Source organism: Paenibacillus piscarius (assembly GCF_022234545.1).
Lineage (GTDB): Bacteria > Bacillota > Bacilli > Paenibacillales > Paenibacillaceae > Paenibacillus_AQ > Paenibacillus_AQ piscarius.
This window is the reverse complement of the sequence record NZ_JAIEUI010000017.1, coordinates 38,669-62,956: the sequence shown is the minus strand read 5'-3', so window position 1 is coordinate 62,956 and position 24,288 is coordinate 38,669. Positions and strand designations below refer to the sequence as shown.

13 protein-coding genes are annotated in these 24,288 nt (G+C 55.7%); 2 read left to right on the top strand and 11 right to left on the bottom strand.

Going from position 1 to position 24,288, the window contains the following annotated elements:
* Positions 1 to 188: 188 nt before the first annotated feature.
* The 11 genes from K1558_RS23250 to K1558_RS23200 all read right to left on the bottom strand — a co-directional run bounded on the left by K1558_RS23250 (position 189) and on the right by K1558_RS23200 (position 20,963).
* Entirely contained in the window at positions 189 to 5,855 is a 5,667-nt protein-coding gene (locus tag K1558_RS23250) for an S-layer homology domain-containing protein (protein ID WP_238654153.1), read from the bottom strand.
* A 159-nt stretch (positions 5,856 to 6,014) separates the two neighbouring features.
* Positions 6,015 to 6,893, bottom strand: coding sequence for a response regulator (locus tag K1558_RS23245; protein ID WP_238654152.1), 879 nt, complete (start codon positions 6,891 to 6,893; stop codon positions 6,015 to 6,017).
* A 193-nt stretch (positions 6,894 to 7,086) separates the two neighbouring features.
* The gene (locus K1558_RS23240; protein WP_238654150.1) at positions 7,087 to 11,043 is read right to left on the bottom strand and encodes a glycoside hydrolase family 10 protein; all 3,957 of its coding nucleotides are present in this window, start codon (positions 11,041 to 11,043) and stop codon (positions 7,087 to 7,089) included.
* 211 nt (positions 11,044 to 11,254) lie between these two features.
* On the bottom strand, positions 11,255 to 12,640 hold the full coding sequence (locus tag K1558_RS23235) for an MATE family efflux transporter (RefSeq protein WP_238654148.1): 1,386 nt from the start codon (positions 12,638 to 12,640) through the stop codon (positions 11,255 to 11,257).
* A gap of 313 nt (positions 12,641 to 12,953) precedes the next feature.
* Positions 12,954 to 13,637: a beta-phosphoglucomutase gene (gene pgmB, locus K1558_RS23230; RefSeq protein WP_238654147.1), complete on the bottom strand. Its 684-nt coding sequence runs from the start codon at positions 13,635 to 13,637 to the stop codon at positions 12,954 to 12,956.
* Positions 13,634 to 14,515, bottom strand: a complete 882-nt coding sequence (locus tag K1558_RS23225; protein WP_238654144.1) for an alpha/beta hydrolase — start codon at positions 14,513 to 14,515, stop codon at positions 13,634 to 13,636. Before K1558_RS23225 ends, pgmB begins: the two co-directional genes overlap by 4 nt.
* Before the next feature lie 21 nt (positions 14,516 to 14,536).
* Positions 14,537 to 16,240, bottom strand: coding sequence for a glycoside hydrolase family 3 protein (locus K1558_RS23220; RefSeq protein ID WP_238654142.1), 1,704 nt, complete (start codon positions 16,238 to 16,240; stop codon positions 14,537 to 14,539).
* A gap of 36 nt (positions 16,241 to 16,276) precedes the next feature.
* Complete coding sequence (locus tag K1558_RS23215; RefSeq protein ID WP_238654140.1) at positions 16,277 to 17,263, bottom strand: ABC transporter permease; 987 nt, start codon at positions 17,261 to 17,263, stop codon at positions 16,277 to 16,279.
* A 39-nt stretch (positions 17,264 to 17,302) separates the two neighbouring features.
* Positions 17,303 to 18,433: a sugar ABC transporter substrate-binding protein gene (locus tag K1558_RS23210; protein ID WP_238654138.1), complete on the bottom strand. Its 1,131-nt coding sequence runs from the start codon at positions 18,431 to 18,433 to the stop codon at positions 17,303 to 17,305.
* 33 nt (positions 18,434 to 18,466) lie between these two features.
* Positions 18,467 to 19,420, bottom strand: coding sequence for an ABC transporter permease (locus K1558_RS23205; RefSeq protein WP_238654136.1), 954 nt, complete (start codon positions 19,418 to 19,420; stop codon positions 18,467 to 18,469).
* Positions 19,421 to 19,439: 19 nt separating this feature from the next.
* Positions 19,440 to 20,963: a sugar ABC transporter ATP-binding protein gene (locus K1558_RS23200; RefSeq protein WP_238654135.1), complete on the bottom strand. Its 1,524-nt coding sequence runs from the start codon at positions 20,961 to 20,963 to the stop codon at positions 19,440 to 19,442.
* A gap of 228 nt (positions 20,964 to 21,191) precedes the next feature.
* Between K1558_RS23200 and K1558_RS23195 the strand changes: the two genes are divergently transcribed.
* Entirely contained in the window at positions 21,192 to 23,684 is a 2,493-nt protein-coding gene (locus K1558_RS23195; RefSeq protein WP_238654134.1) for a GH39 family glycosyl hydrolase, read from the top strand.
* A 64-nt stretch (positions 23,685 to 23,748) separates the two neighbouring features.
* A complete protein-coding gene (locus K1558_RS23190; RefSeq protein ID WP_238654132.1) occupies positions 23,749 to 23,928 on the top strand; it encodes a hypothetical protein in 180 nt (59 codons plus the stop codon).
* Positions 23,929 to 24,288: the final 360 nt, after the last annotated feature.

The following is a 24,288-nucleotide window of genomic DNA, read 5'->3' as shown; positions in this document are numbered from 1 at the left end:
GCCTGCTGCCATACAACAGGCAGGAATTCCTCTACGTTTCATTACAATTTAACTATATTCTTTACCCGAAACAATCCTGTTTGTAACCAGTTATCTATACCTCATCGCTTACGCCTGGCAACACGCAGAAAAGAGGTGTCCTCCCCTGAAGACCAAGGAAAGGACCCCCCTATAAAGCTTGCCTTGCTCTAGATCAGGCCGGATTGCTGCAGAAGACGCTGAACGACTGCTGCCACCTCTGCTCTGGTAATGAATGCCCGGGAATCCAGCGTTGAAGCGGTTCTTCCCTTCATCACCTGTGCAGCTACAGAATACGTTACTGCTTCCTGAGCCCAGCCGGCTACTGATGAAGCATCCTTGTAAGGCTCAAGCACCTTCGCAGCATCGGCGCCGGCCACCTTGCCCTTAAGACCGGTGATGCTCATCGCCCGCGCGGTCATGGTCATCGCTTCCTGCCGGGTAATTTTGCCCTGCGGCCGGAAGGAATGATCCTCATACCCGGAGATCAGCCCCGTCCGGTAAGCCGTGTTCACGGCGGAGGCATACCACCGGGAGCTGTCCACATCAGAGAACGGAGCCGCTCCTTGTTCCAGGCGGAGCCCTAAGCCGCGGACCAGAATGGCCGCGAATTCAGCACGGGTAATATCTGCATTCGGCTGGAAGACCCCTTCGTCTACACCATTAACGACAAGGCGTGAGCCCATATCGTTAACGGCGTTCCTGGACCAGTGGGACGCCACGTCCGCGAATTCAAGCGGATGCCAGACCACAGCATAATCACTGTTCGTCACACTGTTGATCTGCGCATAATACACCTCAGCTACTTTGGTCACCTTGGTTGGCACATGGCGCAGTGTGCCATCGGGCTCAAGCACCACTCCGGTAGTGATCTTGTTCGGGTCCACTCCCTGAGGCAGTGCAACCGTTCGTTCCACGTAGATACTGTAATCCTTAATCTCGATACTCTTGCCCGCGTATACCGCATTAACGGTAAAAGTAACCGGAGCTGCGGCCAGGGTTGCGCCCTGCTTGGCAGCTTTGGCTTCTGCGGCCTTGGCAGCCTCGGCGCTGAACAGCTCTATATGCACCTGGAGCGTAATATCCTCCAGCCTCACATTGCTGCCCAGTTGGTCCGCCAGCCGGGCCATACGGATCTGGCTAGCCGGAATCTTGTAGGCTCCGGCAGGAGTATCCAGAACGAGGGTCGCTTCCTGCTCCTCCATGTTGCGGATCATTTGGCCTGTTAACTGCCCAATCACAATGTCTGAAGCGGCGGTCCAGGGAATCGTCACTACCGCTCCCCGGCCTGCTGCATCCAGCTTGGCCTGCAATTTAGCCGGATCTACATCAATGGTGGTGACCACCTGCTGGTTCACTCGGGTAATAGACGCAATGCCTGCATATTCCACTTTGCCGTTGACCAGCACTTCCACGCTCTGGGTGCTCGGCTTAACAGAAGCAGCCGGTGCTGGCGTTACAGCCGGACCCGTCCCTCCGCCTGGCGCCGGAGTTGCGGACGGTATAGGCGTTGGTGTCGGTGTAGTCTCAACAGGCGGCACGACAACAGGTTCATCTGCCACAACAGCATTCACCCAGCCGAAGCGTACCACCCGTCCAGCGGCATCTACCTCAGCAACAGCAATCCGGTCCCCTTCTCTGGCCGCAATCAGGCCATTCTCCGGCAATTTCAAATAACCGGACATCAGCTCGCCCGTCTCAGGGGTCAGCAGCAGGCCTTGCCCGAAATTGACATACAGCAGCGTATTGCCTGTCTCCGCTTGTGCGCTGATGAGCGTCAGGCCGTCATTGCTTGCGCCAGCCGGATCAGAAGAGGTCACGGTTAGCCCGCCGGCGGCGGAATCGGAAACAACAAGTGCTGTGGTGACGCCATACTTGACCACCTTGCCGCTGGCATCGATTTCGGCAACTCCGATATGATCCCCGTCAGCGGCAGGAATAAGGCCGTCTTCAGGAATAACAAGATAACCCTCCAGGGTATCGCCTGTGCTTGGCTTCTGTACGGCATATCTGCCGAAATTCATGTAGACCAGCTTATTGCCGTCTGCGGCCGGAGTCTGGACACTGAGCTTCGTCTTGCCGTCAGTGCCTGCTCCAGACGGGTCGGTTGTGACGGCACTAAGACCTGTAGCTGCATCTTCCGCTTCCACAACTGCCTGTAACGCTGCGAACCGGACGACCTTCCCGCTGGCATCCACCTCGGCGATTCCAAGGTAATCCCCGTGATCCGCATCCACCAGACCGTCTGCCGCAAGCTCTGTGTATCCCAGACCCTCAAGACTGCTGCCGGTATCCGGGACACGCACCGGCTCCCGCTTGAAGTTCACAACTACCAGCTTGTTGCCGCTGGCCGCGCTGGCGCTCACCCGGGTCTTGCCGTCGGTTCCGCTGCCGGACGGATCACTGGCCGCAGCGCTGAGGCCCTTCGCTTCCGCCTCAGAGGACACCTCCGCTTCGGCAACCCCGTAGCGGATCACCTTGCCGTCTGCATCCACCTCGGCAATTCCGATCCTGTCGCCCCGCTCCGCCGGAATCACTCCATCCGCCGGCAGATCGGTATAGCCCGTCAGTTCCTCACCCAAGCTTGGCTCTGTGACCTCGCCTCTGGCGAAGTTCACATACACCAGCTTGTTGCCGCTGCGCGCTCCGGCGATCATCCGGGTCTTACCATCGTTCACGGCTCCGGCCGGATCAACTGAAGCTACCGGAAGCGCAGCAGGTGAAGGCAATACCTTGGCTACCGTCTGGCCGAACCGGACAACCTTGCCGCTGGCATCCAGTTCAGCCACTGCGATCTTATCGCCGTTGGCGGCTTCCACCAAGCCATTGTCCGGGATGGCGGTATAACCGCTTAATTCCTCGCCGACGGCAGGAATCTCCACATTGCCGTCCTTAACATTCAGGTACACCAGCCGGTTACCCGGCATCACGGTCTCCAGGACGGACAACTTTGTTTTGCCGTCATTGCTCTTGCCGGCAGGATCGGTGGACACCGCTGTCAAGCCGGAAGCGTCCGCATTGAACGGAAGCGTGTAGACCTGCGAAATATTGCCGGCACGGTCGATCGTTTTAATATGCGCGTAATAGGTTACTCCCCGGTCCAGAGTACCCGGGATCACGTAGCTGTATGTTGCAGTAGTCACCGTATTTCCGGGATCATTCCCCTCCGGGTCGGTGTCAATGGTCACAGCGTATCCTTGTACACCTGTCGTTACAGTGGCAGTAGTCTCAGATGACTGACGGCTGCTGCCGTCCACATAGGATACCGCCTTCAGATAGTAGGCATAGCTGCTGCCGTTATCCTTCGGTTCATTCCACGACAGCATGGGTCTGCCTGAAACACTGTCATAAGTCAGTCTGACCGGACCGCTGACCGCGTCAGGCGCTGCCACATCCTGCGACATCCGGTCAGCGAAGCTGTTCGAGGTGGAGGTCTGCGCCAGGTAGAACAGCGTGTTGGCCAGAATCTTCTGCTCATCCGTTGTTGCCCGGCCATTGCTGTGCCCCGTCTGAATCAGAGCCGCATTGTTCCAGGTGGTCAGGTAGAAGTTATTGGTGCCGGAATTGCCGTTGTAGCTTGTAATCTCCCGGGTGCTTCCCCAGTCAGGTGATGAATATTTGAACCATACATCGCCTTTGGCAAACTGGAAGTAGCTGTGCGATTGCGGAACACTCAGAACCGTCCCGACATCGCCCAGCGCATACGGATAGTTCATCGGGAAGCCGCGGCGTTCAACAACGACCCGGGTCCCTCCGGTTGTCGGGATCTCAGGGTCAGGGTATCCCTCCTGGAATTTCACATCGAGATTGAGATACTTGGCTGCCAGATCAATCAGATGCTCATGGTTGAAGCTGGCCGTGTCATGTCCCATCAGCACACCTCCGCCGTAGCGGATGAAAGCCTCCACTGCCTCATGGGACGCTCCCGACAGGTCTCTCCGGTTATTGGCATCCCATGCGCCGAAGTAGAGCACATCATAAGCGTAAGCCCCGTTGTCATCCTTCGCCAGATAATGGGCGTAGTTGACCGCGGGATCATCGCCGTTGAAGTCGCTCATGGACACCTTGTCCACCTGCATCGTATAACCGCTCGGATTGCCCCAAGTGCTCATCCAGTTCTGCAGGCCGTCAGAGCCGGGCATATCCGGGTACACATTCAGCACCTTGATATCATTCTTCAGCGGAATGGATTGGAATTCATCCAGCCCGTCCCCGCCGGTATCTCTCTGATACACCATGTAATACTCCTGGCCTGCCAGAGAGGAGGTCCAGTTCAGCTTCACCAGGTTGTTCTCGTTATCGCCGACAGCACTTAGAGCGGGCGGAACCAGAACACCTACGGTTACTTCAACCGGTGCAGAAGCGAAGGAAGACATTGTCGCACTTGTCCGCACCTCATACATGCCGGCAGCAAGTCCGGTGGCCGCCGGGCCTGTTGCTGTGGTCCACGGGCCTGTCCCCTTGATACGGTATTGCATATTCTTGTTCAGGCCCGTGAGCTTGCCGTCTGCCGCACCTGCTTCCGATACACTTCCGGCGTTAACGCCGGTTGGTGCAGCGGGCCGGGGCGGAAGGAGGACGGACCAAGCCGGGGTCCCGCCTCCAGTGTCCTCTTCCAGGGACCAAGAGCCGCTAAGCCAGGCTTCCTCTACCGCAATATTGCCGGATGTGTCAGCCGTTATATATGTGGCCCCGGTTACACTTGATGCATCAGTGAGCTTATAGCCTGCGCCTGGTGTCAGGCCGCTTAATTGCTCTGCCTTGTAATCAATGCCGGGTCCCCGGTACTGCGCGTACACGGTCATATCCCGGTTGAAAATGTAGTCCGCAGTAACTTGCTCTCCCCCGGCTGCCGCAGTGAACCAGCCGATGAATTCGGCTCCGCTCTTAACGGCAGCTCCAGGCAGTGCGTCCAGCTTGCCGGACAAATCGGTCACCAGCGTTGTCACCGGGCTGTCGCCGCCATTGCCGTCAAAAGCAACCGTACGCGGCATCGTCAGATGATATTTGTACTCCGTAGCTCCCGAGATGGCAGCATAAGTCTGGGCTGCATCCAATTCGGTCACTTTACCCTGTGTTACGAAGTTGGCAATCTCCTTCTGGCCGCCATCGCTGTAGTATTTCGAAGTGAAATACCCTCCGGTGATGCTCCAGTACGCCGGGTCAAGGGCTGCTCCGCTCCAGATCATCGCCGCATCAGGGTTCTTCGTCCCGATATAACCGCCGGAAATCGTCACGTAAGCGCCGGATACGGCTGCAATCGCCTCCGAGCCTGAATGGGCTCCGCTGCCGTACACCACGCCGCCGCTCATCTCGAAGCGGCTGCCTGCATCATGGGCGTACACACTCTGGCCTGTCCCCAGGATACCTCCCGACAGCAGCTTAACTGTCCCGCCCGCTCCCAGATTAAGTCCGCTCCCGCTGTAGCCTGCTAAATTCAGATACTCTATATATCCATCCGCTGCGGCTGAGGTATCACAGATTGTCAATACCCCGGCCGAGACGTAGACCGCCCCGTCTGTGCCGGTCTCCCCGCCGCCATATACCTCGCGGACCATCCGGTAGCCGTTCAGATCCAGCGTTACCCCAACGCCTGGACGGCTGTAGGTAACCGCATTTGCAAGGAATGCATTCGCGATCAGGGCCACGGTCTGGCCGTCTGCCGCCGCACTCAGCGCTGTCCCCACATCGGTGTACCGGACACCGGTGGTTGTGTTCTCAATAACATTGCTCGCAGCCCCTGCAAACGCTGTGCCGCCTCCTCCAATCTGCAGGCTGAAGGCCATCACAACGGATAGCAGCAACGCAAGAGAACGGTTGAACCTTCTCCATTTCATCCCAAATCCATCCCCTCATCGTAAGTATTCTAGACGTGCCTAGATCTGCGTTCATTATAGACGGGCCCAATTACAAACCAATTACAAATTTCGACACCATTCGGGCTGAAAATAAAAAAGCCTGCCTATCGGCAGACGGATGTTGCGTAAATATTATAATTATGAAATATCCTCGGCGGCCAACATTAATTCGTCATACTGACAGATGTATGCCTCCCGCCGCAAAGCGGACCAGAGCCAATCCTCGCTCTCCAGATATTCGCCGCCGTAACAGCTCAAGGCCTGCTTCGCCGCATCGGACGAATTCGACGCTTTGAAGCGCTGGTACGCCTCTTCAAATTGTCTGACATCCCATTCCACGTCACTGACGGTCAGAGCGTATTTGCCGTTGCTGTACGTCAGAAGAATCCGTGATTTTCCGGCATCCTTCAGATTTTTGCGGAGCGCATGCAGACACACCTGCAGATACGTCTGAGCCCGCTCGGGTGAGGAATCCGGCCACAGATCATCGCACAGCTTGTATTTGGAAATCCACTTGCCTTCATGCTGCAAAAAATAAGCAAACAGCTCTCTCGCCCGGTTGCGGTTCCATTTCAGCACCTGATTGTCGACCGATATCTCGAAGCTGCCCAAGCAGCGGATCCGGCAGCTTGAAGGTGCAGGCACAGGATTCACCGCAAGCCGCTTCAGCAGCTTGTTCACCGTCTGCTCCAGCCGTTCGGGTCGGATCGGCTTCAGTAAATAATCAATGGCGTTCACCTCGAACGCCTGGGCTGCATAATGGTTATACGCTGTCACGAACACAACCTGAAGCTCCGGATTGTGCGCAATCAGCCGTTCGGCCAGCTCAATGCCGTTCATTCCCGGCAGATCAATATCCAGAAACGCAGCGCCAGCCCTGTGCAGCTCCATCTCCTCAAGCGCCTTGAAGGGGTCAGTGTAAGTGGCGGCGACTTCAACTTCATTGCAATTTCCAAGCATGATTTCGAGATCCTCCAGTATAGACGGCTCGTCATCAACCAGTATCACCTGCAGCATCTATTTGCTCCTCCCGGCTCCCAACCCTTCGCGGATCCTTCACAATTCATTCACAAATTATCATACCGCATGTTATCCGTCAATCAACCGAAAGGGCTAATAAAGGCTCCATTCATGCCAAACAGCGGTGCACCCGCAATCGGAGCACCGCTGTCCGGTTACTTTCTTCAGAAGCTTCAGCGTTTCACCCGGGCTACAGCTTCCAGATCCGGTACAGAATCACCGCTGCCTCCGCACGCGAGAGTGTATCCCCGGGAGCAAGCTTGCCGTTCTTGCCGTTCACCACGCCGTATTTCAGCAGGGTGGATACGCCGTCCTTGGCATAAGCGGAAACCTGACCGGCATCGGTGTATACCGCTGCCGTTACACTGCCCTGCGGCTCAATTCCTGCCGCCTTCAAACCGCGCACTGCAAGCACCATCATCTCCTGGCGGGAGATTGAGGCGGCAGGCTTAAAAGTATTGTCCGCGTAGCCGGTCACGATGCCGAGCTGCTTCGCGGCGGCCAGCTCTGTGCTGTAGGCAGCGCTGCTCTGGACATCGCTGAAGCCTGCACCTGCTTCAGCAGCAGTCTTCAGCTCCAGCACCTTCACCAGGGAGGCGGTGAAGTCTGCCCGGTTCATAGGGGCCGCAGGAGAGAAGCTGTTCCCGGCCGGGATAATGCCGCGTGCGGCCATGGCAGCAGCTGCCGGCTTAGCCCAGGACAGGCTGCCAAGATCAGTGAACGTCAGCGGCGCGTAGGCAACAGCGAAGGTGCCGAGTTCTGCGCTGCGGAACACCAGAGCTTCCTGCGCCGAATCATAGCGGCTGTTCACCACAGCGGACAGACTGCCGCTTCCGCTCAGCGAACGGACCAGCAGGGACTCCAGGCTGCCCCGCTCTTCCGCTGAGGGCTGGTAAGGAATAGCAATGGTCAGCTTGCCGGTGCCCGGCAGGGACAGCTTCTGCCCGCCTGCAAGCAGGCTCAACTCTACCGCCGGCCGGCTGCCGGTCTGCTGGAGGGCAGCGTCATTTAGCCCTTCGGCTACTCCAGCCCGGATACTGATATCATCAGTGGTCGCTGTAACCCCCGCGAACTGCTCACCCGGAATAGACAGCGTGGCCAGTCCGTTGCGGAGAACAAGCAGGTATTTCTCCTGCGTCTTCAGGCCTTGAAGCGGCAACTGGGCTTCATAAGAGGCTGCGCCGGTCTGCTTCGCCAGATCAATGACGATCTGCTTGCGTCCGTCGGCTGCCGGAGCCGCCTGCTTCAGGGCTTGCTGCCACAGCTCGCCCGTAATCTTAGCTTTTGCCGCTGTGCCTTCGGTCTTCACCTCAGGTCTGAGCGTCACTACGCCGTCCTTGACATCGAGCTGTGCAGGCTTAGGCGCTGGTGTGCTGCTGCTGTAGCTGGTGCCGCCGGAATCCGATGCCGGAGTTGATGTTGGTGCCGGCGTTGGTGCCGGAGTCGGCGTTGGCGTCGGCTCCGTTGACGGCTCACCGCCGTCCTTAGCCTTCAGTTTCAGCACGCCGAAGACAGAGGTGTCCTGATAGCCGTTGCCGGTGGTATCATTCCAGGCGGCCACGCTCTGGCGGACGCCGCTCTTGGCATCGTTGATCTGGGCATCGAAGCCGATTTTGGCGCCTCCGGCCGGGGTAATCTTTTTGAACGGAATCTTCATTTCGATCGTATAGCCGGTTCCGTTAACCTTGGTCACCGACTCGAAGCCTGCACCGATGGCTGCCGGGCTGAACGAGGCCTCATTGTCATAATTGACCCGGTATTGTCCGTCATCATCCTCATAGAAGGTTGTGCGGCCGAAATTCTCATCCACGAAAATCTCGACAGAGTCCTGTTCCCAGGCATTGGCATTACTCTTGTCCAATTGGGCGTCACTGACCTGAACCAGCACATACAGGTTCTCGTCATCCCACAGGGCACGGGCCTTTCCGCTTGCGCCCTGCCAGGCCATCTGGTAACGGTTCACAGCCATCTCCGGCGCTGAGGCCCAGAGTTCATCCGCTGTCCCATCCAGGACAGGTGTGCCGTAGACCGCCTCTGACACATTGGCCTCTGCCGTATCCGGCTTATGCTCGGCCATGAATTTGACCGGATCAATAACCGCGTAATAAGCCGGCTTCGCCTGCAATTCCCTGTCGAACAGCAGCGGGCTCGACTCCGCTCTCCAGCTTGTGCGGTCGTCCATGCCCCAGAAGGTCACCCGCGCGATATGGTCGGCATGGGCCTTGTAGAGATCCATCAGCTTCGCATACAGATAGCCCTGGGCAATCCGTTCCTTCTCCGTCTGCACGTTCCCGTTGCCGGCCATAATATCCAGCTCAGTAATGCTGACTTCCACGCCAAGGGAGATGAATTTCTCCAGCGACAGCTTCACATTATCAGGGTTGGTATTGATATTGTAATGCGCCTGCATCCCTATGCCGTCAATCAGCCGCTTGCCCGGATGGGTCAGCGCGTACTTGTCATTCAGCTCTTTTACCATGCTGTAGATGGCTTGGGCTTTGTTCTGGTTATCATCGTTGTAATCATTGTAATACAGCTTGATATCCCATTCGGGATGATCATCCAGTACCTCTCTGGCTGCCAGGAAGGCCTGCTCCAGATAGTCCGGCCCGATCGCTTCATACCACGGAGCCTTGCGCAGCGCCGCTTGCCAGTTATCCGGATTGGACGGATTATCATTCATCGCCTCGTTAACGACATCCCAGGAGATGACCCGGTCCCCGAAATGCTCCATCACACCCCGGATGTGATCCCGGAGGTTAGCGAGCGCTTCCTCACGCCCAAGCGGAGTCTGGTCCGCGGCTGTATTCATCCAGGCAGGTGACTGCTGATGCCAGACCAGCACATGCCCGTGCATCTTCATGCCTTCGGCCAGCACCTTGTCAACCATCGCGTCCGCAGCTGTGAAGGTGAAATTCCCTTTCGTCGGCTGGAGCGCATCCGGCTTCATGGCATTGCCTGCGGTCGCCGCATTGTGATGCAGCTTCAGCAGGTCGAGCCGCACGCCTTCCAGATCCTCGGCAGAGAGTGCGTTGCCGATCAGGAAATCATTCTGGTAGACCGTTTTGAGCGGCAGCAGATCGCGCTGGATATCCACCGGTTCGCTGCCCGTATTCACAAAGCTGATATCATCGATATAGAAGGAAGCCGTTGCATTATTGGAGCTCTCCACGTAAATGGTCAGATATTCGCCGCCTACGCTGTTATAGCGGTAGGTTCCCTCGTATTTCACCCAGCCGTCAGCGGTGCTGATCGTCTTGGGAGACAGCGCAATATAGCTTGCACTGCTGTCCGTGCCTACCTGTGTCGAGAGCTGGAGCTGCGCGCTGGCCGGCTCGATCAGCTTCACCCAGGCCGAAATTGTATATTCGCTGCCCTTGTCCACATATTTCTCCACGCGTAAGGAAGGGCCGTGCCAGGATGTGGTTCTGCCCTCCACCTTCAGGGAATAGGACCCGTCCTCCGTATGATTGGCTTCATTCGTTACGGTCAGCGTCTCGGTTCCGGCTCTGCCGGTGAAGCCGCCGTCTTTTCCGTCTTCAAAGGTAATGGTGTTGAACGGCAATGCCGGTTCACGCACCGGCTCTTCCCCGCCGCCTGTTGTATCCTCTGTCGTGATCAGCAGATCGCCAAGGTAGAAGGGAACTGTAGCACCCTTATCGTCTGACTGGATACGCAGCTTCTTCTCTGCGTCCACCGTGAAGGTCTTGGTCAGGGTCACGGCTTGGCCCGCCTGATATGCGCCAGCGGCGTAATTTCCATAACCATCCAGCGTTAGCATCACTGCCTGTGCGCCTTCCGGTACAGCTACACCCTCATCCACGTAGACCACAGCTGTTACGGTATAGGTGCTGCCCTTCTTCATCCCCATATCCGAGAGGTTGAAATCGGCGGCATCCCAGCTGTTCCCCCGGTTGCTTACGTGCAGCGCTGCCCCGTCGCTATTTCCGTCAAAAACAACGCCCGTAACCGCCTCTAGCTTGGCACCGCCCGATTGGACTGCCTTGCCTATGCCATTCGCAAACGTTTCATGATACACCGTGGTTTTTGATTCCGCCGCCTGAGCCGCCGGAAGATACCCGCCTGCCGGAAGCAGCAAAAGGGCAGCCAGCAGCACCAGAGAGACTTGCTTGATTATTCTCTTCATGCGTTGCACTCCTCTGTATGAATTTAGGTTCAATGAGTTAAGCGCTTACAGTTAATGTGGAAGCCTCCCCCTTCACCACCCAAATCGTAGCATACGGGAAAAAACGCGTCTTACCTGAAACTAAAGGTTGTATCGTACTTTTTATAGGTGATTCTGTTTTACTGCACAGCAAAGAAGACCCCTGCATCAGGAGTCTTCGTGCCGGAAGAATCTATATCAGCTTGTGCGCATACCATTTCGTGCCCCGGAAGCGCCACAGGAACACTGCTCCGCGGACGGCCCATTCGCAGTTCATCGCCAGCCATACGCCGAGCACCCCGTAGCCCAGCACAACACCGAGAATATAGCCGAAGACCACCCGGAACAGCCACATGGTCAGCATCGAAGCGATCGAGGTGAAGCGGGAATCTCCCGCTGCCCGCAGCGCGGACGGCAGAATGAAGCTGAACGCCCATAGCGGAATCTGGGCAATCGCATTCACCAGCAGCACGACGAACAGATCACCGATAATCTCCTTAGGCGGCGAGAAAATCGACACCAGCGGATAGAACATAGGCATCAGGATCAGGGCGATCAGAACATAAGAGGCGGAGCCGAGCCACAGGAAGGACTTGATGAACTTCCGCGCATCGGCCACATCCCCCCGTCCGATACACTGGCCGACTACGGTGACAATAGTCAGTGACATGGCGCTGGCCGGAATCTGGAAGACCATCGCCAGCGAACCCGCAATCGCATTGGTGGCAATCGCATATGTCCCCATGCTGACAATGAAGATCTGGGTCAGCAGCTTGCCCCCGTTGAAGAACATCTGCTCCGCCGCGAACGGCAGGCCGATGAACATGATTCTGCGCAGCATCTCCATCGGCACATGGAACAGATCCTTGACCCGCACACGCAGCACGGTATCCATTTTGAACAGATACACCAGGGCGAAGATCATCCCCGAGTAACGTGCGATGTTGACTGCCAGCGTCATGCCCAGTACACCCATATTCAGCAGGTTAATGAAGACAATGTTCAACAGCACATACAGCAGGTTCATCATCAGCGACAGCATCAGCGAAGCCCGTGTCCGCCCCACACCGCGCAGCGCGCCGCATACGGCCTGGACCACTGCTATCCCCAGGTAAGAGATACTGCTGCCGATCATATACACCCGGGCATTATCCAGCACATCGGCGGACGCTGTCCCGAACAGCAGATTCAGAATCGGCGTATGGAAGGACATGAGCAGCAGCCCGATGCCGACTGCAATCAGCGAGACCGAGGTGACCGAGCCGGCTGTAGCCTGGGAGACCATCCGGTCATTGCCGCTGCCTTTATACTGAGCAACCACGACCGTCCCTCCGGTCGCAATCGCGACGAACACATTCACCAGGAAAATATTCAGCGAATCCACCATATTCACCGCACTGACCGCCGCCATCCCGGACGAGCTGATCATCGCGGTATTGACCAGATTCAGCCCGATAATGAAGGCCTGGTCAATCAGAATCGGGATAAACAAGGCAATAATCTGCCGGTAATCCATACTTTGCCCGGACAGATATTTCTCCAGCCACTTCCTGGCCGGTTGAGACGCTTGAAGCTGCATACAAGGATCACATTCTTTTCTGTAGAATAATTGCAGGCTTACTATACATTCCTTCCAGTTTACTACAGATTGAGCTCAAAGTCTGTGTTAAGTGCGGATTTGTTCCGGTTATGCGGAATATAATCACCCTTACTGGTAACTGTTGCTAGTGCACTTATACCCGTAATTTCAGCTCATGCACCTTTGCGGGGGCCTATTGCGATTGTATTCGGTTTATCGCATACATTCGGCTTATATTCAGTCCGCGCAAAAAAGCAGAGCAGCCTCCCGCATTCCGGAGACCTGCTCTGCTTCATACTATGCTATTCCCCTGTCAATTCCCGCCATTCCACCTGCTATAGGCAGACACCAGCTCATTCATGTTAAGCTGCCCGGTTGAGGGCACCAGAACATCCGCCTGCCCCAGCGTCTCCGGCGAGCCGATGCCAACGGCGAACATGCCCGCACGCTGGATCGCTTCAACCCCTGCCGCAGAATCCTCAACTCCTACGCACTCGCTGGCGGAGACCTTCAGATACTCGGCGGCATTGAGGAACGTCTCCGGGTGCGGCTTGCCGTGCTTCACCTTGCCGGCATCGACCACATAATCGAAGGCGCCGGTCAGCTCCAGCCGCTCCAGCACGAACCCGGCATTGCGGCTGGCTGAGCCCACCGCCAGCTTCACACCGGCGGCGCGAAGCTCCGCCAGCAATTCGGCGATACCGGGCAGGATATCCTCCGGCGTAACCGAGGCAATCAGCTCGGTATAGCGGGTATTTTTCCTGGCCGCAAGCGCCGCCAGCTCGGCCTCCGTCAGGATGGGCGGCTGCGCGGCAGAGGCGATGATCCGCTCCAGCGACTCCAGCCGGCTGACACCCTTCAGCTGCTCATTCAGCCCGCGGTCCACTTCAATGCCCAGCTCGGCGCCCAGCTCCCTCCAGGCCAGATAGTGGTACTCAGCCGTATCGGTGAGCACTCCGTCCAGATCGAAGATTACTGCTTGAGGTAAAAGAATCATTGTGCAGCCGCTCCCTGCTTCAGCCACTTCACGCTCAGGCTGAACCATTCGGAGAGGTGCAGCTGCTCTACCTGCTCCCGGGCCTTCACCGTCTCATCGGCCAGGGACATGCCGTGCTGGCCCTTCTCGAACATATGCAGCTCACACGGCACCCCGTGGCGGAACAGTGCCTCGGCCAGACCGAACAGATCGGTCGGCAGGATGACAGTATCCTCATAGGTGCCCCAGATGAAGGTGCGCGGCAAATTGGAATGAATCTTCGGCAGCAGATTCAGCGACGCCTTCTCTTCCTCCGTCGGATTCTCTTTGCCGAGCAGAATCTCGCGGATGTTCGGCCCGCGCATATCCGGCATCAGACCCTTCTCCATCAGCTCAAGGATGAAGTCGGGAGTCTTCTCCGAACGCGGCTCCAGCGTAACCGCCGGATAGCCGAGCAGCAGCTGATTCGGCTTCATCTCCTCAGCGGTCAGGCCGGTGCTGCCGGTGAGCAGCCGCTGATTATAATAAATGCCCAGGCTCAGCGCCAGATTGCCGCCTGCCGAGAAGCCGATGACCGAAATGTTATCCGGGTCCACCCGCCATGCTTCCGCATTCTTGCGGATATGTGCCATCGCATGGGCCAGCTCCTGTAGCGCGGCCGGGAATGGATGCTCAATTTTGACTGAATAGGTCAGGACAAACGCCTGATAGCCCATCCGGGCATAAGCCATTGCTACAGGCTCTCCTTCATTCTGGGAGATTACGGTGTAGCCTCCGCCGGGGCAGATGAGGACAGCCGGCCGTACAATGTTCTTCCGGTCGAATTCCCCGTCATCGAGAATATAAGTAGTCAGTGTGGCCGCTGAATTCTCCAGCAGCCGGATCGTTTGATGAATCACGGGTATGCCCCTTTCTATAATCTATAATCTGGTATCCCATTTGCCGCAGAACGGATCAACAGGACTGCTGCCCTTGAACGGCGAAGCTCCCTTCAGCTTCTCGATCAGCAGGGGCAGTGTATAGTCGTTCACGCCATAAGTATTAATATAAGTTCTGACGCGCGGAACATCGAGCAGATGATACGGATTCTCCGTCGAGATGAACAAGGTCGGAATCGAATGGATATAATTCGGCACATTGACGCCCATCGGATTCAGCCATTCAATCCGTACAGCCGTCTGGTTCGATTTGGTCGCCAGATTGCACAGATAGAGAATCAGATCATAGCTGTTCTTCATCTCGGTGAACGAGCTTTGCAGCCCTTCATAGACTCCGGCCGGTTCAAAACGCGTCACCTGGAAGCCCTCCTGCTCCAGCAGCGGAATGAAGGAGGCGGCCAGGCCGCTGGTCTTGTTGTATCCCAGCGCATTCGCTTCGCTCTCGATATCATAGAGCAGCACACGCGGATACCGGGCAGGAGTAACCGGAAGGACACCGGCCTCCTCTTTGACCAGCGTGATCGACTGATCGGCAACCGCTCTGGCCGTTTCCAGATGACTGTCCTGCCTCAGCAGCGCCTCCGCCCGGGCAAGCACGGGGACATTGTCCCGTTCATGCAGCCTGAGCGAAGCCTTCAGCCCCAGAATCCGCAGCACGGCCTCATTCAGTCTGTCTTCAGTGAGCAGGCCTGCTTCCAGCCCCTCCCGCATGAATCTTACATCCTCGTCCAGATTCTTGGTGAACAGGAACATATCGCAGCCGTTCTCAATCGCCAGCGGCACCAGCTCATTCCTTGGCATGGCAAGATTCATTCCGGCCATCGTGGTGGCATCGGTAATAATCAGCCCGTTGAAGCCCAGCCGTTCCCGCAGCAGTCCGCCGAGCAGCTCACGTGCCAGCGAAGCCGGAAGAATCTCTTCATCCTTCAGCGCCGGGTTCAGCAGCTTGGAGTATGCAGGCAGCGCAATATGGCCGACCATGACCGTCTTGGCGCCTTCTTCAATCAACTGGCGGTACACCGCTCCGTAGGATTGATCCCACGCTTCAGGACTCAGATCGTTCACCGAGGTCACCAGATGCTGATCCCGTTCATCGATACCGTCTCCGGGGAAATGCTTGATGGATACAGCCATCCCCTGCTCCTGGCAGCCCCGCACATAAGCGGCACCCAGCTCGGCCACCTGCTGCGGGTCGCTGCCGAAGGTCCGGGTATTGGTGATCGGATTGCGGAAGTTATAGTCAATATCGACCACCGGAGCAAAAGCATAATTCGCCCCGACACCGCCGCCTTCAACCGCGCAGATTCTTCCCAGCTCATAGGCCAGCTCCGGATTGCCGGTTGCTGCAATGGCCATATTGGAACCGATTTTGGTGCCATCGCTGGTAATACCCTGGCCGCCCGCCTCCAGATTGGCGGCGATCAGCAGCGGAATCCGGGCCGTCTCCTGAAGAGTAGTAACGGCAGCAACTACTTCCTCCTTGGCCATGGATCGGCACATCAGGCCGCCGATACCGATATCTTGAGCAATGGACTTCAGGAACGGCTCATCCTGCTTATAGCCGACCATGAAGAACAATTGGCCGATTTTCTCACTGACCGTCATTTGCCTGAAGGTTGTCTTCACCCAGTCTATATCCTGGTCGTTCAGGTTGAACGGCTTCTCTCTTAAACGTTGAATCTCCATTTATCCCCTACCTCTTCCTGCTTCCGCCCCAGGGTCTTACGCCTGGGTACGGGTCTTGAATTTCTTGAAGAATCCGCGGATTCTCTCCGAATTGGAGGTGTATCCCATGAAGGCTACAATGAATACGCCGAGATTCACCGTCTGGATCGAGCTGTCGATGCCCAGGATGACCATCCCGTAGGACAAGGCATTCATCCCTAACGCTCCGGCAAAAATGCCAAGCGGAAGATTCGAGAACCTGGCCAGATAGAGTCCAACCAGCACCGGTCCCATCGAGGAGAACATCAGGGCTGTCGAGCTTAGATTGTTGGCCGGCGACACCAGCACGGTAGAAGCATTGATTACAGCCGCGACACCCAGCAATACGCCGACAACCAGGTATGTGAGCATGATATTACGTTTCTCGTTCACGCCCATAGTGACTGCCAGGCGGGGATTTGCGGCCAGAGAACGCGTGTCATATCCGAACCGGGTCCGGCCCAGCAGGATATAGAACAGGACCATAATGACAGCCAGCACCAGGTAGACCCATGGAGCACGGGCAAATACCGTCAGCCCGGAATGCATGTAGAGCTGTGTGCCGCCTCCGCCGAACACTACGCCTGACAGTGCCTCATAGACCATGACGATCCCCAGGGAGACGATAATGGTCGGCACCCGGACCACCAGATACAGCGCGCCTTCCACCAGACTGAGCACCACGGCAACGGCTACCGTCAGCAGCAGCAGCAGGAGCGGTCCGCCCCCGGCGTCGATGGCTAAGTTGCTGCCGATGATCCCTGACAGCACGATGATGATCCCCGGTGCGAAGTCCCACCGCCCTCCCGAGAGCGGCAAGGCGATGGCATAGGCAATAATCGTGGTCAAGACGCTGCTGCGGATGATCCGGTCGAAGGCCCCAGACGTTGCATACCCTGAACGGTCCATCATCAGGGTAATCAGCAGCAGAATGAGATATACCGCCACAGGGAACAAGAAGGTCTGGAGCAGGCCCGGTACTTTTTTAACGATAAGCTTCTTCATTTCCTCACTCCGTTACAATAGGGCAGGCTATGCCCGGATCTATTCTTGTCTGGCCGCAGCAATCTCCGTGAGCGTCCGGCTGGTCAGGGTCTGAAGCGACTCCCAGGTCGCGGATTCGTTGAACGAGACCATCACTTTTTTCAGCTCATCCGCCGTAACCGAGCCCTTGGATTTATCAGCGGGAATCACATACGTATTGAACTGCTTCGCCTCATCAGGAGAGCTTAGCGTCACATAGCTGACTTTGCCGTTAAGCTGCCAGTCCGGGTACTTGTGCCCTTGAATCCGGTCATACAGCTGGGCGAAGGCGTTGGCCATAATCTGCGTATAGTTGTTGGTTCCGGCCATCATAATATTGCCGTTCTGCAGACCGGCGGTTGTAGAATTGTTGTATCCCAGCGCAAGCAGACGGATGCCGGGGTTCGCGCTGTTCAGAATGGCCGGGTAGACGAAGTCCATCCCTGAGCCCAGGCCGAAGATTGTATCCACCTCAGGGTGCCCGGAGATAATTTTGGTCACGGCATCGCTGGCATTCTCTGGTGCGAAGGAATGATATTCCGTCGGATAAATCTCAGTCTCCCCTTTGGTGTCCAGCTCTTTCATTTTGTCAGTGAATCCCGAGATAATAGCCGGCGCATCTGTAAAAGCAAACTCTGGGAATGACGTCACTCCGATTTTTCTCGCTCCGGCCTTGTAGGCCTGCTCTGCATATAACGCGCCGAGATCAGAGGGATTGTCCCCGAACTGCTTGATGCCTCCGACCAGATAGTCGCTGGTTACAGAGCCGTTGACCGCCCCTAGAGCTACTGCGTAGTAGACGCCGGCTTCCTCTGCCAGGTTTACGCTCTGCTCCAGTGCCGTATCATAGCCGCTGATAATGCCGTCCACGCCCGAAGCCAGCAGATTCTCCAGCCCCTTGATATGGTCCTCCTCACTGGAGCCAACCATCGCATAGTTGAACTTCACATTGAATTGACTCTCCAGATAAGAGCCGTACGATTTAATCTCCTGCCCTTGAATATCCGTATAGTTGTAGAGCATCACGCCGAGGTTAATGACATCCTTGCCTTTGCCGGATTCGTTGCCTGATTTGCTGCCGCAGCCTGTAAGAATGATTCCAACCAGCAGCATCAGTGCGCCCAGCAGGGCGGTTATTTTACGTTTTCTCATGATTGATCCCTCTTTTATATAAAATATATGACTTTACCGGGGCATGACCTCAGATGACGGCCGCTTCAGCAGCAGGAAGACCACAAGCAGGAAGACGACTCCCTTCACCAAAGACACCACCTCCGTCGGCACACCTACCATAACCAGACCATTGTTGAGCACAATATACGTAATACTGCCGACGATTGCCGAGCTCATCCTCGCCTTACTCCCGCCGTTCAGCGACAGTCCGCCAAGGATCAGGGCCACAATGACATCCATCTCCATGCCAGCCCCTGTATTCTCACTGATGACGGTGGAACGGGCCAGCGATAATATGGAGGCGAAGCCCACCAGCAGGCCTGCGATAGCGTAGCCGGTAATCTTGGTCTTCCGCACCTGGACTCCGCTCTGCATGGCTGCCTGCGGATTATCTCCGACCGCCCGGCTGTGCTTGCCGATCTTGGTGTAGTGGAACAGCACGATCCCCGCTATACCGATCACGGCCAGAAGAATCAGGATAAACGGAATATTCCGGCCCAGCATCCGAAGCTGCTCCGAATCTTTCACGCCAAGCTTCTCCGTAGCCGTCGATACCTGGTAGGTTACCAGCCCCCTGGCAATGAACATGACCGACAGCGAGGCAATGACTGACATCAGACCAAACTGAATCGCAATCAGAATATTCAGCAGGTAGCACAGGACCGATACGGCAACCGCTGCCAGAATTCCGATGATGAGCGGCGCACCCGCATTCAGTGTAAAGATAGCGGCCATCGAGCTGAGCGCCATCACTGCGCCAACCGAGATATCCATGCCCCCGTGCGAGAAAATAAAAACCAACCCTACCGCAATGGTAAATAATACTGCCAGCTGCTTGATAATGGTCCGCAGATTGAAGCCGGAGAGCAGGTCGCCCCCGGTCCAGGCTGCAAAGATGATAATGACCAGCGCCAAGCCTGCGTACTGGATAAGCGTATGTTTGTGTTTGTTCAAGACCTGTTTCATTAAGAACCCGCCTTTTGTTCTAAATCATGTGCCCGATGAGCATCGCTTCCGTGAGTGGTTCGGTCCGGGAGAATTCCTTGCGGATCCGGCCGTCCTTCATCATCAGAATCCGGTCGCTCATGCCGATCAGCTCAGGCAGCTCCTCCGAAATCATCAGAATAGAGTACCCCTCCAGCTTCAGCGAATAGAGCAGCTGATACATCGTAGTCTTCACCCCTACGTCCACACCCCGGGTAGGGCTGTCCAGAATCAGAATCCTTGACTGATTTCCGATCCATTTGCCAAAAGAGACCTTCTGCTTGTTCCCGCCCGATAACTCTCCGACCCGCTGGTTCATGCTGCTGGCCTTGATCTTCAGCTCCTCCATCTGCTTCCCGGCAAAACGCTTCTCGGCTCCGGGCAGGATCAGGCCAAACCGCGAAAGCTGGTCCAGCGCGGACAGCACCAGGTTGTCCTTGATCGAGGCTTCCATAATCAGTGTCTCTTTGTCCCTGTCCTTGGAGACATATCCGATTCCGCAGTCGATCGCAGTCTTCATGCTGTTCAGCACCCGGGGAACCAGCGGACCTCCTCCCTCTTCCCGGTGATAGACTAGGACCTCTCCGCGCTCCGGCTTCAGCCCGCCGTACATTAATTTGCCCAGCTCATGCATTCCGCTGCCCGACAGTCCGCCGATGCCCAGAATCTCGCCCTCATGCAGCGTAAGCTCAATGTCCTGAAGAATAGAAGCGCTGACATTTTTGACGGACATCATCACCTGACTGCCATAGGAGCCGTCATCATCGGTCCGGTAATAGTTCCCTTCAATCACCCGGCCCACCATCGACTGCTTGATATGCTCTTCATCGAATTCGGATTTATCAATAGAAGTAATCAGACTGCCGTCCCGCATGACCGTCAACACATCACACACATCCATCAGCTCAGGGAGGTCATGGGAAATAAATAATACGGCCTTGTTCTGGTCTCTGAGCCTGCGCATGATCTGGTGGATCAGCACCCTGCCTTCATGGGACAATGCTGTTGTGGTCTCATCGACAATAAAGAGGGAGGGTTCATAATACAAAGCCCTTGCAATCTCAATCAGCTTCCTCTGTTCAAAGCCCAGCAGAGCCATCGGCCGGGTGACATCCATCTCCTCAAGCCCGATGGAGGCCAGCGCCCGCTGCGCCTCCCGGTTCATCTGTCTATGATCAACCATCCCCCGCTTCACAAACCGTTTCTCTTCCCCCAGAAAAATATTCTCTGCGATCGAGAGCTCGGGAATCGTACCTGTCTCCTGCACAATCATTGAAATTTGGTGTGCTCTGGCATCCAGCGAGCTCTTCGGCTGGTAAGCAGCGCCTTCGATCCGCATATCACCGCCGGAAGCCGGGAGCAACCCGCTGATCATCGCCGATATGGTAGACTTACCTGAACCGTTCTCACCGATCAGTCCGCGAATCTCCCCCCGCCTGATGCTCAGACTGACCTGATTCACAGCGGTGACCTCATTGAAGCGTTTGCTTAACTGCCTGGCCTCGAGAAACACTTGCTTTTCCATGTCCAACATCCCTTTTGCCATATGATATCGCTTACCTCCCATGCACCTATCGTAACATGTCCCATCACTAATCTTAACTGTACGTCTTAACTAGATTTGAGCATATTTTTAACCTATAATGATGGAAACAGTGCATTATACTTAAAATTCGGAGTATTCTAATTAAATATTTGCACCTCTTGAACCTGCATCAGATTAAAAAATACATCTATCCCAAGGAGAGCTTTCATGGAATACCGCCACGAAGTCATATCCTTCCCCAAGCATCTGCCGATTAAATTCTTCCTGCACCGGATTGGACATGTCAACCGTCACTGGCACCAGTCCCTGGAGCTGATCGTCAACATGAAGGGCCAGGTGCAGATTACCGTTAATAACATGACCTACGAGCTTGGCCCCGGCGATATTATTCTGATTAATTCCAATGCGGTCCATGAGCTTCATGCCGAGAATGCAACGATGATCGCCCTGCAGATCAAGCTGGAGCTGCTGAAGGAAGTGACCATGGATATTCAGAAAATCTACTACGACTGCAATTCAGCCCGCTCCGGCAACCCCGAACGGTTTCAGAACCTGAAGCGGATCGTGGCTAAGATTCTCAAATACAATATCCATTCCAACGAATATATCGATCTGAAAAATGTCTCTCTTGTCTATGAGCTGATCTACGAGCTGTGCTCCAGCTTCAGCAGTGACGAGAAGGATGTCCAGAGCTATTCCCAGGAGAACCTGGACCGGATCAGCCGTATTCTTGACTACATCAACAGCAAGTACGGGGACCCGATTTCGCTGCAGAGCATGGCCAAAGCCGAATTCCTGTCCGTACCCTATTTATCGAAGTACTTCAAGCACAGCATGGGGATGTCGTTCAGCGATTATCTGAAGGACATCCGGCTGCATCATGCCGTCAACGACCTGTTGAACGAGGCGCTGACCATCGATAAGGTGGCCGCCCAGAACGGCTTCCCCAATGTCCGCTCCTTCGTGGTCGCCTTCACCGAGAAATACGGGGAGCTGCCCAGTGCCTGGAGGAAGAAGAACGCAGGCGTAACGCTGGGAAGCATCGAGGCGACCAAGGAGAAATCGGTGAATTATTATCAGGATGAACCACTTTCGTATTATGAAGACATCCATGCCTTCATTGAGGAGAATCTGGAGGCAGCGCCGGTTCAGCTGCCGGAGCATGTGGGGAGCAGCAGAACCCCCGTGATTGAGGTTCCGGCGGCGGAGCCGGGTGTGACGCTTCGTCACACATTCAAGAACTTCATCGGGGTCAGCCGGGCCAAGGAGGTGCTGCTGGCCGGAGTACAGCAGGCGCTGCGGACGGCGCAGGAGGAGATTGGCTTCCGGTACATCAAGATGCACAGCCTGCTGGATGATGACATGATGGTATACAGCGAGGATGCCGAGGGGCGGGTTAGCTACAATTTTTATTTTATCGATATGGTGTTTGACTTCCTGCTCTCGATCCGCCTGAAGCCGCTGGTCCAGTTCTCCTTCATGCCGAAGCAGCTGGCCAGCAACCTGGAGAAGACCGTATTCTATCATTCGATTAACACCAGCCCCCCGAAAAGCATGGACAAATGGAATGCGCTGATCCGGGCGCTTACGCTCCATCTGATCCGGCGGTACGGTCTGGAGGAGGTCCGAAGCTGGCTGTTCTGTGTATGGAATGAGCCCAGCTCCTCCAATCTGCTGTTCGGGTTCAGCAATGACCGGATTTTCAACGAGCTGTATCAGAATACCTACGACACCGTGAAGCAGATTGATCCGGCCATTCCCTTCGGGGGACCTGCGGCCTTCTCTACCTACAATAAGAATGAGGATTGGCTGTTTCAGTTCCTCGCCTTCAGCAAGGAGCATGGCTGCACGCCGGATTTCATTACGATTCATTATTATGATATCGATCTGTGGAATTACAACGGCCAGGATAACCAGCTGAACCTCAGCCCGGTGAGCCATTCCTTCACGGAGTTCATTGACCGGCTGAAGCAGCGGCTGCTGGAGTCCGGGCTGGACGCGCTGCCGGTGTATTTGACGGAATGGAACTCCACCGTCTCCCACAAAGACCTGATGAGCGATACCTGCTTCAAGTCGTCCTATATCATCAAGAACCTGACCGAGAATTACGACCGTCTGGATGCCTTCGGCTATTGGCTGCTGACCGATCTGCATGAAGAGAATCTGCTGCCGCCGCAGCTGTTTCACGGAGGGCTTGGCTTGTTCACTTACAACAATATCAAGAAGCCGTCCTATCATGCGTTCACGTTCCTGAACAGGCTGGGTGATGAGCTGATCGCAAGCGGGGACGGGTATTTCATTACCCGATCCCAGACCGGCTATCAAATTCTGCTGCATAATTATCATCATTATGACGACGTGTACGCCCAGGGGGTATCCTTGAGCATCTCCTATTATGAGCGCTATTCCCACTTCCCGGCGAAGACACGTAAGGAATTCAACCTGGAATTATCACCGGTGCACGGGACGTATGAGCTGGTGGAGCATCTGGTCAATCAGCAACACGGCAGCGCCTTCGACAATGAGAGCAGCTTCGGCGGCGCGATGGGCAATTCTGCAGAGGAAATGGATTACCTGCGCAGCATCTCCATCCCCAAGCTGGGCAGACAACGGGTACAGGCCTCGGGCACCCTTCCCGTCCAGGCGGTCCTGGAGCCGTTCGAGATCCGGCTGATTGAGCTGACGGGCCCATGTAGCTAAGTAAAATCCTGGAACCGGCCGAAATATAGGATGAGACTATTTATTTCGGAAGGAGGAGCCTGTAATGAATAATGAGATCGTCAAAAGTCTGATCCAGCAGGTGACGGAAGAAGTGTTATCCGAGAACCAAGCTGCCTTGGAGCAGAATGAGAGCAGTCAGGCCAGCATCCAATTGGCTGTTCAATTGTCTGCGGTAACCACCCTCAAGATCCTTGAAAAGCTGGAGCTGATCGATAAGGATTAACTGTACTGCGTGGCTCTGCTACATATTTGTAAGGTACACATCGATTGCAAACATCGATTGCAAAAACCCCGCAGGAAGAGGATTCTCTCCTGCGGGGTTTTTGCGTGGTGGCTATGGCTGCTATGGCAGCTATGGTATGGCGAATTCTGGTGCACTAATGCTCTTCATTCGCTCGTTCAGCCAACTATTCTCGAATTCTGGTGCACTAATGCTCTTCATTTGCTCGTTCCGCCAACTATTCATGAATTCTGGTGCACTAATGCTCTTCATTCGCTCATTCCGCCAACTATTCATAAATTCTGGTGCACTAATGCCCTTCATTCGCTTCATTCGCTCGTTCTGCCAACTATTCACGTATTC

Bases quoted from the DNA above. Each gene is read 5' to 3' on its own strand.
- K1558_RS23190 (WP_238654132.1), top strand. From the start codon at position 23,749: ATGAATAATGAGATCGTCAAAAGTCTGATCCAGCAGGTGACGGAAGAA.
- K1558_RS23250 (WP_238654153.1), bottom strand. From the start codon at position 5,855: ATGAAATGGAGAAGGTTCAACCGTTCTCTTGCGTTGCTGCTATCCGTT.
- K1558_RS23215 (WP_238654140.1), bottom strand. From the start codon at position 17,263: ATGAAGAAGCTTATCGTTAAAAAAGTACCGGGCCTGCTCCAGACCTTC.
- pgmB (WP_238654147.1), bottom strand. From the start codon at position 13,637: ATGATTCTTTTACCTCAAGCAGTAATCTTCGATCTGGACGGAGTGCTC.
- K1558_RS23210 (WP_238654138.1), bottom strand. From the start codon at position 18,433: ATGAGAAAACGTAAAATAACCGCCCTGCTGGGCGCACTGATGCTGCTG.
- K1558_RS23245 (WP_238654152.1), bottom strand. From the start codon at position 6,893: ATGCTGCAGGTGATACTGGTTGATGACGAGCCGTCTATACTGGAGGAT.
- K1558_RS23220 (WP_238654142.1), bottom strand. From the start codon at position 16,240: ATGGAGATTCAACGTTTAAGAGAGAAGCCGTTCAACCTGAACGACCAG.
- K1558_RS23205 (WP_238654136.1), bottom strand. From the start codon at position 19,420: ATGAAACAGGTCTTGAACAAACACAAACATACGCTTATCCAGTACGCA.
- K1558_RS23235 (WP_238654148.1), bottom strand. From the start codon at position 12,640: ATGCAGCTTCAAGCGTCTCAACCGGCCAGGAAGTGGCTGGAGAAATAT.
- K1558_RS23195 (WP_238654134.1), top strand. From the start codon at position 21,192: ATGGAATACCGCCACGAAGTCATATCCTTCCCCAAGCATCTGCCGATT.
- K1558_RS23240 (WP_238654150.1), bottom strand. From the start codon at position 11,043: ATGAAGAGAATAATCAAGCAAGTCTCTCTGGTGCTGCTGGCTGCCCTT.
- K1558_RS23200 (WP_238654135.1), bottom strand. From the start codon at position 20,963: ATGGAAAAGCAAGTGTTTCTCGAGGCCAGGCAGTTAAGCAAACGCTTC.